We start from the raw sequence: 14,572 nt of genomic DNA, 5'->3' as shown, positions 1-14,572 counted from the left end.
TTGCTGGGTTTGCTGGGTTTGCTGGGTTTGCTGGGTTTGCTGGGTTTGCTGGGTTTGCTGGGTTTGCTGGGTTTGCTGGGTTTGCTGGGTTTGCTGGGTTTGCTGGGTTTGGTCCTTCTACCTTTAAAAATACCTGTGAAGAAAAGGGGCTGTCCCAAAAATCATTTTCATGATTTTTGGGACAGCCCCTAAGCGAATTGTTCAATCCCTATATAACGAAACACTGAACGTGTACATATCTCCGCGGAAATACGATTGCAAAATTTCCACAGGCAACTGATTCTCGTCAGAGGATATGCGTTCAAAGAAAAAGAAGGGCATCGTCTCGGATACGCCGATCTCCGCCGCAATCTCAGGTGCGAGCACGGCTTCCATTCGTTGATCTGCGTAGGATGGCGTATGGCCCATCCGTGCAAGATGCGCATACAACGAGGTGCTCACCAAATCGAGCTCTTCCAGATCCGGAAGCAGCGATGCCGCGATAACCGCGGTCTGAATGCCGACAGGCGCATGATTTAAATAGCGGATACGAGTAAGCTGATGAACCAGCTGATTCGGACGAATCTTAAGAGCATGCTGCTCCTTCTGCGTCGGCTTCCGCTTCTCCATCTTCAATATCTTCGAAGAAGGATTAAGCCCCAGCTCCTGCATATCCTCAAAAAAACCGCTCAGCTTATTCAAATTACGTTCCAGCTTCGTACCGGATACGAATGCACCCTTGCCATGAACACGATAGACTAGTCCCTCATTCACAAGCTGAGTAACGGCGTGTCTAGCTGTCATACGCGAGACACCATGCTGCCGTACAATCTCATCCTCAGTTGGAATTTGAGCATTAACAGGATATGCGCCCGCTACGACCATATCGCGAATCGATTGGGCAATCTGCAGATAGATCGGAACAGGGTTAGATTTATTGACCATAGAATCGACACCTTACTAGCTTGATTTTGGATAATTATACTACTTTGTGAACTTCAATTCCATGCATGCCTATAAATCGCCTCAATATCTTGATAAGCAAGCTTAACGGGACTTCGCGCAAGAAGGCGGGATTGTGTCGCAGCATCCTCTGCCAGACTGACCACTGCCGATTCCGGTATACCGTATTCGGCTAACGAGGCAGGCAGACCTGTCTCAGCGGTCATCTCTCGCAGCTTCTCTACGAAGCAGAGGGATGCTTCTTCTTCGTTCTTATCCGAGATGTCTCCGCCCAGCGCCTCATACAAATCCCGCATCCGCGCCGTACAGCCCCTTCTAATATGCTCCATGACATAGGGCAGCAGCACCGCATTCGCTTCTCCATGAGGAAGATGAAACTGTCCCCCCAGAGGATAAGCCAGCGCATGAACACCTGCAACACCTGCATTGAAGAAAGCAAGGCCCGCCATGTAGCTTGCTTGGCTCATATCCTCTCTCGCTTCAATACAAGAGCCGTCAATGACTGCCCTCACCAGTGAACGCCCTGCGAGCTTAACGGCATGCAGCGCAAGTCCATCCGATACAGGGCTTGCGGATACGGACAGATAAGATTCAATCGCATGGGTGAGCGCATCCATTCCTGTCGCTGCTGTTACACGGGGAGGAACTGTCAGTGTCAATTCCGGATCCACGATAGCAGCATCGGCCAACAGATAATTATGCGTCACAACATCCTTCGTTGATCCAAGAGACAACACAGAAATATTCGTCACCTCAGAGCCGGTGCCCGAGGTTGTCGGAATGAGTACTTTGGGCAGGCCCTTCTTCGTTATGACACGCTTGCCAGACAAATTCAAGTAGTCTGCAACCGGCCCTTCATGAACGGCCAGCACAGCAGCAAGCTTAGCCAGATCAAGCGCACTGCCTCCGCCCAGGCCGACAATCAGATCATAGCCGCCGGCCCTTGCAATAGCAACGAGCCGTTCGCCAAGCTCAAGCTCTGGCTCTGGCGTCACATCCTCGAATAATTCCACCCCGATCCCAGCTTGTACAAGAGGCTGCACCAGTCTTTCCGTAACGCCTAGTCGAACCAGAACAGGATCGGTAATCATCAGAATGCGGGAAGGAGCATGGCTAATAACCTCTGGCTTCAGCATGTTGATTGCTCCCCGGCCCACATAGCTTTTCGGGGGAAAGATAAGTTGATGGGCATTCATGTTATAATCCTCCTTCAGCCGTCACAGCCTGATTCATTAATCCTGCATGCGAGTGAGGCGATGTGACAGGTCATTCGTTCTACTGTGCAGTTCTTTATAGATAGCGAACATTTCATTGTATACCTTAACATCAGCCTCCACTGGAGCGATACGGTCTACGACGCGCTGGGCATGGCCTACTGCTTCACGCAAATCGGCATACCAGCCGATTGAGGTAGCCGCAATCAGAGATGCACCGAAGGAAGAGTCGCTTACCTGTGGAATCTCCATCTCCAGATTCAGCACACTCGCCATAATCTGAATCCACGCTCTCCCCTTGCTTCCGCCGCCGATCAGCTTGACTGCTCTAGTTGGACGATTGGATAGCTGTTCCGCACAATCTCGGAGCGAATAAGCAACCCCCTCCAATACGGCACGGGCAAAATGGCTTCTGCCATGGCGAGTCGTTGCGCCAAAAAAACTGCCTCGTAAATAAGGATCCCAATGAGGCGAACGTTCTCCATTCAGATAAGGCTGGAATATTAGTCCTTCCGCTCCCGCAGGCAGTTTATCTACTTCATTCACAATATAGGCGTAGATCTCTTCCGAGCCTAGCGCCTCTTCGACCTCTTTATAAAAGGTTTCCTTGAACCAGCGGAAGGACGCCGCAGCAAAGTTGGTCGCACTGTTCTGATAATACAGGCCATCAATCACATGATGATAAGCGGTCAGCTTATTATTGCGCGGCAGGCTCTTGGATACGAGGGCGAAGTTGCCTGCCGTAGCCAGCTTCACAACCCCATCGCCATCCTCCACCGTTCCACAGCCATATACTTCGGCAGCCGTATCCGCGGTTCCCATAACAATGGGAATACCAGCTGGAAGGCCTATCCGCTGAGCCATCTCAGAGAGCAGTACACCTGCCTGATCAAGCGGAGAGCCTACTCTTGGCAATACCGACTGATCCAATGAAATAACATCAAGCAATGGCTGAGACCAACACTGCTCGTGAATATCGTAGAACAGCGTTCCCTCCGCCTCGATATAATCCGTAGCCAACTCACCGGAAAAGCGATATCTGACATAATCCTTCATGAACACGATCCGACGTACACGGGACAATACCTCTGGCTCGTGACGGCGCAGCCAGAGCAGATGACTGAGCGTCCATGTCGGATTCGGTGCATTATTTGTCAGATCATAGATTCGCTCGCCCATTAGAGAGGCCAGCTCCTTCGATTCCTCGCCGCTTCGCTGATCATTCCACATGATGACATCGCGGAGTACATTCCCGGACTCATCCAGCAATACAGCAACATGATGAGGAGCGGAGAATGAAATAGCTTTTACAGCGCTGCGTTGATCAGGCGTGAAGGCGGCAAGCGCTTTGGTGATTCCTTCTACTGCCGCATCAATCCATTGCTCAGGGTTTTGCTCGACCCATCGCGGCTTGGGGTATAAAGACGGATAGGAAACATAAGCTTCCGAGGCTACCTGACCATCCGAATCGAGACAAGTTATTTTACAGCCTCCAGAGCCGTGATCCACTCCGAGAACATATTCCTTCAACATAGATGACAACCTCTTTTCCGTCTATTCCATCCTGCTCTAATTGGCGGTCCTCATGCCATCTTGAAAATCACGGGGAATGCGGCCATGCACATTCGTTCGGATCGCTGCTTCTATAACAGCCTTCCTGACCCGCTCCACAACAACTTCGTTAAATATGCTTGGAATAATATAATGCTCGTTCAGCTCTTCCTCTGGTACAACACCAGCAATCGCCTGAGCCGCAGCGAGTTTCATCTCTTCATTAATCAACCGAGCGCGGCAATCAAGCGCACCACGGAAAATGCCGGGAAAACATAATACATTGTTAATCTGGTTCGGATAATCGCTTCTTCCAGTAGCCATCACTCTTACATAAGGCTCGGCGAGCTCAGGATCAATCTCCGGCTCAGGATTCGCCATTGCAAATACGACTGGCGCTTCCGCCATCTTGCGCAGGTCATCTATCTTCAGCACACCAGGTCCTGATACACCGATAAAAACATCTGCACCTGCAATAACATCGGATAGGCTTCCCGAGCGCTGCTCTCGATTAGTACGCTCAGACAGCCATGTCCACATCGGATTATCATACTCGCGGCTCGCCAGCAGAGCACCTTCCCTATCTACCGCAATCACATCTCCAGCTCCTGCTGCCAGCAGCATTTTACAGATGGATACGCCTGCCGCACCGATACCGGTTACAACTACTCTAACCTCGCTAAGCGGCTTCCCTACTACCTTGAGAGCATTGAGCAGCCCCGCCATTGCGACGACCGCTGTTCCATGCTGATCATCATGAAAAATAGGAATATCCAGTTCCTCGGTCAAGCGCCGCTCGATCTCGAAGCACCTCGGAGAGGCGATATCCTCCAGATTAATGCCGCCAAAGCCCGGCGATACCGCCTTCACAATACGGATGATCTCCTCCGTGTCCTTCGTATCCAGGCATAGCGGATAAGCATCAATATTAGCCAGCTGCTTGAACAGCATTGCTTTTCCTTCCATGACGGGCAGAGCTGCCCACGGACCGATATCTCCCAGACCAAGAACGGCTGTGCCATCGCTGACTACTGCGACGGAATTACGCTTCATCGTCAGCGAATACGCCTTATGCCTATTCTCATGGATAGTCTTACTTATCTTCGCTACTCCAGGCGTATAGACCCGAGACAAATCCTCCCGATTGCGAATTGGCCGTTTGGATTGAATCTCGATTTTCCCTCCCAAATGGGCAAGGAATGTACAGTCCGATACGTTCACGATCGTAATGCCCGGCAGTAATTTGATAGAATCCAGCACTTCATCGCATCTGGAATCGATCATATTCACCGTAACGTCTCTTACCGTCATCGTCTGATGAGAGCGGATCAGATCAATCGCAAGCATATCGCCGCCGGAGCGTGAAATAGCCGCCGAGACGTCCGCAAACGCCGCTCTCCTGTTATCCATTTCAATACGGATGATAACGCTAGTATAGGAAGACATCCTGCACCTCTCCATTCCATCATGTCGGGTATTTGCTAGTTCTTATCTGTAGCTGCTGGAGCCTGGACCGGAGGGATCAAGCTGACTAAGCTGCCATTACGGGCATAATTGTCCTTCTTCAAATCCTCGAAGAAAATAAAAATTTTATCCTGCGGCACTCCGGCAATTCTCATGAAGGAGTCCGTCATTTCCTTAACCAGCTCTTGTTTCTTTTCTGTAGATACGCCCTCCAAAATTTCCACATGAATAAATGGCATCTGCTGTTCATCCTCCCTATTCGCGCTTCTATGATTACAAACGATTGATAACGACAAGCTTCATTTCTGTCATTTCCTCTACGGCATATTTAATGCCTTCCCGTCCCGTGCCGCTGTCCTTCACACCACCATAAGGCATATGGTCCACTCGGAAGGTGGGGATATCGTTAATAATGACGCCGCCGACATGCAATACCTCTGCCGCCTGAAGCGCAGTATGAATACTTTGTGTATAGATGCCTGCCTGAAGCCCGTATCTGGAATCATTCACGAGGTCAAAGGCTTCCTCGACCGATTTCACTTTACTAATAACGACAATCGGTGCGAATACCTCTTGGCAGGACACTTTAAGCTCCGATGCTGCTTCCGTAATAACGGTCGGCTCCAGCATGCCATCCTTAATCCTTCCTCCAGTAACAACGACTGCACCGCCAGCCACTGCTTCCTCAATCCAGCTGAGCGCACGACCCGATTCCTTGCCCGATATCATCGCTGACAGATCGGTTTGCGGATCAAGCGGATCACCGAGCTTAAGCTGCCTTGTTGCTGCTGTGAATTGCTCTACAAACGTCTCATAGACCTCTTCATGCACATAGATCCGCTGCAACGATATGCACACCTGTCCCTGATTCGAAAAAGCCCCCATAACGCAGCGTGCAATAATCGGCTCAATCTTCACGTCACGGTCAACAATCAACGCTGCATTCGAGCCCAGCTCCAGCGTAACGCGCTTGATTCCTGCTTTAGCACGGATACCAATGCCAACCTCAGGGCTGCCCGTGAACGTGATCATCGCTACCCGACTGTCTTCCACAATCCGATTGCCTACTACGCTGCCTTGGCCCGTCACAATATTAATCGCACCTGCTGGCAGGCCTGCTTCCAGTAGCAGCTCTGCAATGAAATAGGCAGACAGCGGAGTCTGCGACGCTGGCTTAAGCACTATCGTATTGCCCGCGGCAATAGCCGGTCCAACCTTATGTGCAACTAGATTGAGCGGAAAATTAAATGGCGTAATCGCTCCGATTACACCAAGCGATTCTCTTGTCGTATACGCAATTCGGCCTTCTCCTCCGGGAGCGGCATCGAGCGGGATCGTTTCGCCATGGATTCGCTTCGCTTCTTCCGCTGCGAACTTATAGGTCTGAATCGTGCGAGCAACCTCTCCCATTGCGAAGGACATGGGCTTCGCTGCTTCAAGCGCTAGCAGCCGCGCTGCCTCATCCTTGCGCTGCTCTAGAGCGATAGCGAGCCTCTCGAGAATTGCCGCACGCTCATGCGCTGGCATGCGCGACATGAGAGCTCTGGCTTCATAAGCAGCTGTTATAGCTGCATCTGTCTCTTCTTCATCCGCGACAGGAATTTCGGCAATGATCTCCCCGGAATAAGGAGAGCGAAGCGGTTCATACCGCTTCGCCTCTCTCCATTGCCCACCAATTAATAGATCTTTTCTCATAGTGAATTCTCCTTTTGGAGGTCAACAATAATTTTGACGACTGGCGCTCCGTTCTCCGTTGCAACGAATCCATCGTCTACAACCTGATCGAGTGTTACGATAAGGCTGACGAATTTACTTGGAGCAAATTGACCTGATTCAATCAAATGAAGTGCATTATGGAAATCATCTATTTTGTATACCCTTGATCCAATAACGTTTAATTCTTTTGCTAATATTTTGTACGTGTCGACTGTCGCATGCTTCTTAGCCATTCCTGCAATAAGGACAGTCCCCTTCGTGCCAGCTGCCTCAATGCAATCGGTAAGTCCGAAGGAAGTGCCAGTTACTTCAAAAGCAACATGAGCACCATCATCCTCTGTTACCGAACGGATAAATTCGACTACATTCGTCTCCTGCGGGTTGATGACCTCGAATCCCAGCTCTGTTGCTTTGGCAATTCGGAACGGATTAATCTCTGAGATATACACCTTTGCTCCGCGAAGCTTGGCGATGCTGGCCGCAATCAGCCCGATCGGGCCGCCTCCAACTACAAGTGCGGTTTGCCCTTGCTGCAAGCCCGACTGCTCGACCATATGCACGCCTACTGCCAGCGGCTCAACGAATGCAGCATCTGCAAGCGTAACCGAATCGGGAATACGGATCACCTTATCAGCAGAAGCCTTAACGTACTGCGCCATTCCTCCGTCTGTATCAATGCCGATCAATCCCAGCTTGCGGCAAAGGTTATATTCCCCACTCGTGCATGCTGCACATTGTCCACAGGTCATAAGGGGCTCAACTACAACTCGATCACCAGGCTTTAGAGCACACACATCGCCTTCTACGGCCTCAATAACACCGGAGAACTCATGGCCAATCGTCACTGGGGGCTTTACACGAGGGTATCCGCCATTCCAAATCAGCAGGTCGGATCCACAGATTCCTGTATAAGCCACCCGGATCAATACTTCTCCACTGTTAATAATAGGCATTGGCAGCTCTCGAACTGCCAATGTTTTGTCGCCTTCGTATACCAATCCTCTCACAAGGCTTCCCTCCTTAACGCTTCCTTACCAGACTCCGAATCCAAGCTTGCCGGGATTCATAATTCCCTTCGGATCGATAGATTTCTTAATATCAAGCAGTACTTCGAACGCTTCTCCATACTGCTCACGCATGAACCAGCCGAGCTTGAAGCCGATACCGTGATGCTCGTTCAGAACTGCTCCGTTTTCCAGATTGATTCGTGTGCACTCTGCCCATATCTCATTATGAAGGCGGAATGCTTCTTCGGCATTCTCTGGCGGAGTATCAATATAGAAGCGATCATAGATCATCGTACCCCAAGCATACCAGTGTGAGAAGTGGGCTGTATATTTTGCTCCCCATTCTTTATAGTTTTCTTCAACGAATTTCTTTTTAGCATAATATAGCTTTTCGATATTCGCGTAGGTTGTAACCGTCTCCGGCGTGCCATACATCTGCGGGAAGGCAGGATGTACAGGCGCTTTGTAGGCTACATAACGCGTATCCCACCAATGCTTGCCCAGTTCCTCGCCTAGATCCGTTCCTCCATTAGCCAGACAGATCTCCAGCACTTTCTTCTGCTGTGCTTCCGCCAGCTCCTTGAAGCCGTCGAACATAATAACCATATAGATACCGTCCAGATCTAGTCCAGTCGTATTCAGAGATTTCTGAGTCGAGCCTGGATCGTACAAGCGGATAACCGCCGGGTTGAGACGGCTGGTCATAATCGCTTTGCCAGCGTCAAGGCCTGCTTTTACAGTAGGGAATTGAATCATTCGATGCAGCCGCACCTCTGGGAGTGGGTCAAGGCGCATGCTGAGCTTCGTAATAACTCCCAGAGTACCTTCGGAGCCTACGAACAGCTGCAGCATACCCGGTCCACAAGCATGGTTAGGCGTTGGAAGTGTCTCGATCACTCGGCCGTCTGGCAGGACGACTTCGACGTTCAGCACCATATCCTCGGCCTTGCCGTACTTCGTAGACATAACCCCGGAGCCCCGTGCCGCCAAATAGCCGCCAAGTGTACTAATATCAACCGAAGAAGGATAATGAGCGAGCATCAAGCCCTGTTCATTGAGCAGATCCTCCAGTACGCGGCCGTTAATGCCAGGCTGTGCAGTCAGAATCAAGGATTCGCGGTCAATCTCGATAATTTGATCCATTCTGGTTACATCCAGCACAATGCCGCCATACAGGGTAGCAGCTCCACCAGCCGTACCAGAGCCGCCGCCCCGAGGAACAACAGGCACCTTGTACGTGTTGCATATTTTCATCACCTTGGATACTTCCTCTGTAGTAGAGGGGCGTACAATGAAATAAGGGATCGCCATTGGCTGTTTTCTTTCATTCCACATATGCGTAATCCATGATTGGTCAATGGAAAGCTCTTTGCGCTTCTCTTCCAGATCAATAACATTAGCTCTTCCTACTGCATTCTCGAGTTCAGAGCGAAACATTGCGAGTGTATATCCTACCAATTCCACGTTCCTCATCCTCTCAATTTTGTATAGTTGTATATACATCTATATGGATTATAGCATAATTGTCATCCCCGTCAACCCAATGATTATTTAAACTCGACGGTACGAGCAACTCACCTGCTATTCACTTTTTTTCAGCTTCATGCGAACAAAGCCAATACCCAGCTGAATTAAATTAATAATGCCTTTGGGCATATACACCATAATCACAATCAATAGAACCCCATAAATGATAAGACGATACTCTTCTGCCATCCGCAAGTATTCCGGCAAAAAATTCATAATAAACGAGCCTATGATTGGACCTACGATTGTGCCGCTGCCTCCAAGAATAACGGCAAGAATAGCATTCAGGGAATAATCGACCGTGAAGGGCGTCGGATTGATGAAATGCGTATAGTGTGCGTACAAAGCGCCAGCGAAGCCGCCCATCATTGCACTTACTGTGAATGCCAGCATTTTGTAGCGCAGAATCGGAATGCCTACTGCTTGCGCAAGCGGCTCATTTTCCCGAATCGTAATAAGTGCTCTTCCCGTCCGGGAATAGATCAGGCGATAGCTGATCAGAATCGAGAGAAATACGCCTAACAAAATCAAATAGTAATAATTATGCTTGTCCGTGAAATCAATCCCGAAGAGCGGGCTGGGCGATTCAACATTCGTAATGCCAGCTTCCCCCTTGGTGAAAGAGTCCCAAGATACCATCAGCACCCAAATAATCATACAGAAGGACATCGTCACGATGGCGAAATAATGCCCTTGCGTCCGCAGAGCTGGATACCCCATGATCAAACCCGCAATGCCCGAAATAAGAACAGCAAGCGGAATCGTCAACCATACCGATATGCCCAGATTTACAGATAAGAGCGAGCTGGCATAAGCCCCGATTCCGAAAAATGCCGCCTGCGCAATGGATACGTATCCTGTATAGCCTTGAATAATATTAAGGCCTTGCGTCATAATCACCCAGATCAAAGAATAGGAAATCAGGTGAAAATAATATTGCTGAAGACCAAGAAAAGGAATGAACAAGGAAAAGATAACGACGGCCGCGATCAATATTCGATTCAGCTTAGACATGAGACTATAACCCCCTGTTCCCGAACAGTCCTTTTGGCTTGAACACCAGGACCGCAACCAAAATCACAAATGCGAACAGGTCCTTGTAGGAAGAAGAAATGAAAGCTGTGCCAAAGTTCTCCGTTATCCCGATAAGCAGACCTCCAACGATTGCTCCCGGGAAGCTTCCTAAGCCTCCAAGAATAAGAACGGCGAACCCTTTCATTACTGTGTTCCCGCCCATGGCCGGATACAATGCAAAGATTGCCCCAATGAATACACCTGCTGCTCCAGCCATTGCCGAGCCTAATGCGAAGACGATACTTGAGATTCGATTCGTGTTGATCCCGACGATTCTTGCTGCCTCTCTGTTTTGTGCCACGGCACGGATGGCTTTGCCAGTCTTGGCATACTTCATGAACAGATAGAGAGATAGAATCAATACAATGCTTGTTCCAAGCAAATATAACCGCAAGCTGCTGATTGCCACATCACCGAAACGTACAACTTGATCTATGCCGCCCGTTGGGATGACGACTTGATTCGCGCCAAAAAGCAGAACAGCCACATTGTCGATGACCATCATCAATGCGAGCGCAATGATGAAGCCATTAATCGGCGGGGCATTTTTCACCGGACTGTAGGCGATTTTCTCCAGTACAACACCCATGATGGCAGCAAACACCATACTTAGCAGCAAGGATACGATAAAACCAGTGTGAAGCTTCGTTACTAACAGATATCCTACATAGCCGGAAAACATAGCAACCGATCCATGAGCAAAATGCGAGATATCCAGGATGCCGAAGATGATGGACAGCCCCAGAGCAATCAAAACATAAAAGCTGCCAATAACGACGCCGTTGAGCAATAGTTGCGCATACTCAGCCAAGTCTATCTAGCTCCTTTCTATAAAAGGGAAGGGGTGGGGCATCTGCCAAGACGCCCCCCTCTCTCTTAGGGAATCTTATTTGCCGCCTGCCTTGCGCAGCTCAGACAGAAATGCTGAATATTGATCCGCAGCAGCTGGCAATTCTTTGATAAGATGCCACTCTCCATCCTTCCACTGCATCGCTACGTTTGTTGTGAAGGCTTGGCCGTTCTCATCGAACATTTTGTCGTTAACGGTAATATAGCTCAGTGCCGCTTCTTTTGGCGGAGCCATTTCCTTAATTACTTCAATCAGCTTCGATACTTCAAAGCTGTTCGCCGTTTCTATTGCTGTTTTCAATACATACATTTGATCGTAAGCGTTTACAGCACTTGGTACAGGTGACTCTTTATATTTCTTTTTAAAGTTATCCACATATTGCTTGCCTACCTCACTCATCGCTTCATAAGTCGTCTCAAGCGGACGAAGATCATAGATCCCTTCCATTTGCTTGATATCGAGCACAGTAGCGAATTGCTCTGGCGTACCGCCAGTGAAGCTATAAATCTCACCTTGGAAATTCAACTCGCGAAGCTGCTTGAAGACGAATGCCGACGGCTCCACGGAGCCTGGAACAAAGATAGCATCTGGCTTCTGACCGATAATCTTAGTCAATTGTGTATACATATCGCGATCGCTCAGGCTGAAGGACTCTTCACCCACTACCGTACCGCCGCCTTCGATAAATTTCTCTTTGAAATTTTCTGTATATTCTTTGTAGATGGAATCTTTCAGCTGGCCTAGAACAGCAAGCTTCTTCACGCCTTGCTCAGCTACGAAGTCACCAGCAGGCCCGCCTGTATAGCCGCCTGGGGGTCTAGTGCGGAATACATTCTTGTAGCCTTGAGTCACGATGCCAGTCTCGCCTGCATTCCCAATCAGCATCAGGACATCCTCTTTGCCAAGTACTTTGGATGCTCCTGTCGTCGAACCGCTTACAGCCCAGCCGAGAAGATATTTCACGCCATCACGGTCGATTAGCTTGCGGGATGCCGAGATCGCTTCATTCGCATCGCCTTTATCATCATAGGAGATTAATTTGAATGTATAAGGCTTGCCGTCTACGGTAACTCCCCCGGCTGCGTTAATCTCATCGACAGCCATTTTGAGCGCTTTGCTTTGCGCTGCGCCGTATACGGCTGCTGGTCCTGTTAATGGATCAACTTCTCCCACCAGGATTTCATTCCCCTTCACGCCTCCGTTTGAGCCTCCGCCGCTTGAGCATGCGGATAAGAATAATGCAATAACAATAAATACGATGGAATAAGGAACTTTTTTGCTTTTCACAAGGTTCGCCTCGCTTTTGTTATATTGTTTTTGCTTCCATTCAGGTGCTCTCTAGGCTCCCATATACACTTCGCGAACCTTCTCGTCATGCAGCAGCTCTTGTCCAGTCCCCTCGGCGACTACGCCGCTGACGTCCATTACATAAGCATAATCAGCAATACGAAGGGCAATGTTCGCGTTCTGCTCAATGAGGAGAATCGTCGTTCCCTGTTGATTAATCTCTTGGATGATCGACACGACCTCATCAATCATAATCGGGGCTAATCCCCAAGATGGCTCATCCAGTATTAACAGCTTAGGGCTGGCCATCAACGCCCTTGCAATGGCAACCAGCTCCTGCTCGCCACCGCTCAGTGTCCCTGCCTTCTGAGCTCTTCGTTCAGATAATCGCGGGAACTTCTCGTAGATCTGCATTAGATCTGCCTTAACCTGCTTATCATTCCTCGCATACGCACCAAGCTCCAGATTCTCTTGCACCGTCATGTTGGGGAACAGCTGTCTTCCTTCCGGGCATAATGATAATCCGATTTTGGTCCGCTTACTTGATGGAATCTTCAGAAGGTCGATACCATTATAATCAATCTCTCCGGCAGTTGGTTTAACGAGGCCCATGATTCCTTTAAGAATTGACGTCTTTCCAACACCATTAGAACCGATAATTACCGTTATTTTGCCGTCCTCTGCTTGAAAGTCGACCCCATGCACAGCCTCGATGCCTTTATATGCAATTTTGAGATTCTTCACCTTAAGAGGCATGATCACCACTCCCCAAATACGCTTCAATGACATCCTTATGATTCTGAATTTCCTCAGGATTGCCCTCTGCGATTTTTTTGCCGAAGTTGAAAGCAACAATTCGGTTGCAGGCATTCATGATGACATGCATGTGATGCTCGATTATCAGCACCGTGACACCGCTTTCATTTATTGTGCGAATCATGCTTATAAGTTCTTTCTGCTCCTCCTTCGTCGTCCCTGCTGCCGGCTCATCCAGCATCAGCAGCTCAGGGCCCTTAGCTAGAGCAATTCCGATCATAAGCTTCCTTTGTTCCACGGAAGTAATATTTTTGGCTAGCTTCTTCCTCTGCTGCTCCATGCCGATCAGAGCAAGCACCTCATCAATTCTACTCATCGCGGCTTCTTCTTTACGCTTGAAGGAGCGGGTACGCAGCAGGTTATCGAACAGGCTAGTCTCGATCGTTCCGAACATGCCTGCACGGATATTCTCCTCTACTGATAGATCCCGCAAAATGCTCGTAATCTGAAACGTACGCGATATTCCTTTGTGTACAATTTTGTCTGGCCTTTGATTAGAAATATCCTCTCCGTTGAACGTGATACTGCCGCTTGTCAAAGTTAGAAACCCGGTTACGAGATTGAACATCGTTGTCTTGCCGGAACCGTTGGGACCAATTAGCCCTAATATCTCCCCTTTGTTCAATTGAAAGGATACATCGTTTACCGCAATCAAGCCGCCAAATTTTTTCGTTACGTTTTTTACGGTAAGCATTTTTTCCTCCTTCATTCTTCTTGTTGTAGGTTACGATGAATAGTCGTATATACGTCTATATATGAATAGTAATACGCTATGTTCCTCATGTCAAGTGATCTGAAGAGAATAATAAAGCGTTTTCATAAGGTAATTTATTGAATTTATCCCCAGATTAATAAGATATAAACTCAGCTTAACAATTACGTCCGTATTAATATAGCGGGAATGGCTGTTAATTAATCAAATATCCAGAGCGTTTACTATATCTTTGTAAAATGTTGATAACCTTTATGGGCCAATAATCTTTATCCACAAAAGCAAAATAAGCACAAAAAAACCTGCCGCATAATGCGACAGGCCTTCTCGTGCTTGGCGACGTCCTACTCTCCCAGGACCCTGCGGTCCAAGTACCATTGGCGCTGGAGGGCTTAACGGTCGTGTTCGGTAT

At 48.9% G+C, this 14,572-nt stretch carries 14 protein-coding genes and 1 rRNA gene; 1 reads left to right on the top strand and 14 read right to left on the bottom strand.

Annotated features, from left to right (window positions below):
• On the top strand, positions 1-192 hold a 192-nt coding region (locus AC50YO_RS25355; RefSeq protein ID WP_494851370.1), incomplete at its 5' end, for a hypothetical protein.
• 9 nt (positions 193-201) lie between these two features.
• On the opposite strand, the gene AC50YO_RS25350 is transcribed toward AC50YO_RS25355, so the two are convergent.
• The 14 genes from AC50YO_RS25350 to rrf form a co-directional block, all read right to left on the bottom strand.
• On the bottom strand, positions 202-924 hold the full coding sequence (locus AC50YO_RS25350) for a GntR family transcriptional regulator (protein ID WP_494851368.1): 723 nt from the start codon (positions 922-924) through the stop codon (positions 202-204).
• 53 nt (positions 925-977) lie between these two features.
• On the bottom strand, positions 978-2,138 hold the full coding sequence (locus AC50YO_RS25345; protein WP_494851362.1) for an iron-containing alcohol dehydrogenase: 1,161 nt from the start codon (positions 2,136-2,138) through the stop codon (positions 978-980).
• 36 nt (positions 2,139-2,174) lie between these two features.
• A complete protein-coding gene (gene xylB / locus AC50YO_RS25340; protein WP_494851358.1) occupies positions 2,175-3,689 on the bottom strand; it encodes a xylulokinase in 1,515 nt (504 codons plus the stop codon).
• A 36-nt stretch (positions 3,690-3,725) separates the two neighbouring features.
• Positions 3,726-5,153 carry an NAD-dependent malic enzyme gene (locus AC50YO_RS25335; protein WP_494851355.1) on the bottom strand — a complete coding sequence of 476 codons (1,428 nt, stop codon included), beginning with the start codon at positions 5,151-5,153 and terminating at the stop codon, positions 3,726-3,728.
• A 35-nt stretch (positions 5,154-5,188) separates the two neighbouring features.
• Positions 5,189-5,467: a tautomerase family protein gene (locus AC50YO_RS25330; protein ID WP_494851348.1), complete on the bottom strand. Its 279-nt coding sequence runs from the start codon at positions 5,465-5,467 to the stop codon at positions 5,189-5,191.
• A complete protein-coding gene (locus AC50YO_RS25325) occupies positions 5,445-6,866 on the bottom strand; it encodes an aldehyde dehydrogenase family protein (protein ID WP_494851346.1) in 1,422 nt (473 codons plus the stop codon). Before AC50YO_RS25325 ends, AC50YO_RS25330 begins: the two co-directional genes overlap by 23 nt.
• Positions 6,863-7,894: a zinc-dependent alcohol dehydrogenase gene (locus AC50YO_RS25320; RefSeq protein ID WP_494851344.1), complete on the bottom strand. Its 1,032-nt coding sequence runs from the start codon at positions 7,892-7,894 to the stop codon at positions 6,863-6,865. The genes AC50YO_RS25325 and AC50YO_RS25320 overlap by 4 nt, the downstream gene beginning before the upstream one ends.
• Positions 7,895-7,918: 24 nt before the next feature.
• Positions 7,919-9,331 carry an FAD-binding oxidoreductase gene (locus tag AC50YO_RS25315; RefSeq protein WP_494851342.1) on the bottom strand — a complete coding sequence of 471 codons (1,413 nt, stop codon included), beginning with the start codon at positions 9,329-9,331 and terminating at the stop codon, positions 7,919-7,921.
• Between the two features lie 144 nt (positions 9,332-9,475).
• Positions 9,476-10,435: a branched-chain amino acid ABC transporter permease gene (locus AC50YO_RS25310; protein WP_494851340.1), complete on the bottom strand. Its 960-nt coding sequence runs from the start codon at positions 10,433-10,435 to the stop codon at positions 9,476-9,478.
• A 4-nt stretch (positions 10,436-10,439) separates the two neighbouring features.
• Positions 10,440-11,306 carry a branched-chain amino acid ABC transporter permease gene (locus AC50YO_RS25305; protein WP_494851338.1) on the bottom strand — a complete coding sequence of 289 codons (867 nt, stop codon included), beginning with the start codon at positions 11,304-11,306 and terminating at the stop codon, positions 10,440-10,442.
• A 75-nt stretch (positions 11,307-11,381) separates the two neighbouring features.
• Positions 11,382-12,632 carry an ABC transporter substrate-binding protein gene (locus tag AC50YO_RS25300; protein WP_494851336.1) on the bottom strand — a complete coding sequence of 417 codons (1,251 nt, stop codon included), beginning with the start codon at positions 12,630-12,632 and terminating at the stop codon, positions 11,382-11,384.
• A 51-nt stretch (positions 12,633-12,683) separates the two neighbouring features.
• Positions 12,684-13,388, bottom strand: coding sequence for an ABC transporter ATP-binding protein (locus AC50YO_RS25295; RefSeq protein WP_494851335.1), 705 nt, complete (start codon positions 13,386-13,388; stop codon positions 12,684-12,686).
• A complete protein-coding gene (locus AC50YO_RS25290; protein ID WP_494851333.1) occupies positions 13,378-14,142 on the bottom strand; it encodes an ABC transporter ATP-binding protein in 765 nt (254 codons plus the stop codon). Before AC50YO_RS25290 ends, AC50YO_RS25295 begins: the two co-directional genes overlap by 11 nt.
• 349 nt (positions 14,143-14,491) lie before the next feature.
• A 5S ribosomal RNA gene (rrf, locus tag AC50YO_RS25285) occupies positions 14,492-14,572 on the bottom strand; the annotation flags it as partial.

Source organism: Paenibacillus sp. J22P59 (genome assembly GCF_059383895.1).
Note: the sequence above shows the minus strand (reverse complement) of the source record. Positions and strands in the feature narration are given on the sequence as shown.

Bases quoted from the DNA above. Each gene is read 5' to 3' on its own strand.
- xylB (WP_494851358.1), bottom strand. From the start codon at position 3,689: ATGTTGAAGGAATATGTTCTCGGAGTGGATCACGGCTCTGGAGGCTGT.
- AC50YO_RS25335 (WP_494851355.1), bottom strand. From the start codon at position 5,153: ATGTCTTCCTATACTAGCGTTATCATCCGTATTGAAATGGATAACAGG.
- AC50YO_RS25295 (WP_494851335.1), bottom strand. From the start codon at position 13,388: ATGCCTCTTAAGGTGAAGAATCTCAAAATTGCATATAAAGGCATCGAG.
- AC50YO_RS25325 (WP_494851346.1), bottom strand. From the start codon at position 6,866: ATGAGAAAAGATCTATTAATTGGTGGGCAATGGAGAGAGGCGAAGCGG.
- AC50YO_RS25350 (WP_494851368.1), bottom strand. From the start codon at position 924: ATGGTCAATAAATCTAACCCTGTTCCGATCTATCTGCAGATTGCCCAA.
- AC50YO_RS25345 (WP_494851362.1), bottom strand. From the start codon at position 2,138: ATGAATGCCCATCAACTTATCTTTCCCCCGAAAAGCTATGTGGGCCGG.
- AC50YO_RS25315 (WP_494851342.1), bottom strand. From the start codon at position 9,331: ATGTTTCGCTCTGAACTCGAGAATGCAGTAGGAAGAGCTAATGTTATT.
- AC50YO_RS25290 (WP_494851333.1), bottom strand. From the start codon at position 14,142: ATGCTTACCGTAAAAAACGTAACGAAAAAATTTGGCGGCTTGATTGCG.
- AC50YO_RS25310 (WP_494851340.1), bottom strand. From the start codon at position 10,435: ATGTCTAAGCTGAATCGAATATTGATCGCGGCCGTCGTTATCTTTTCC.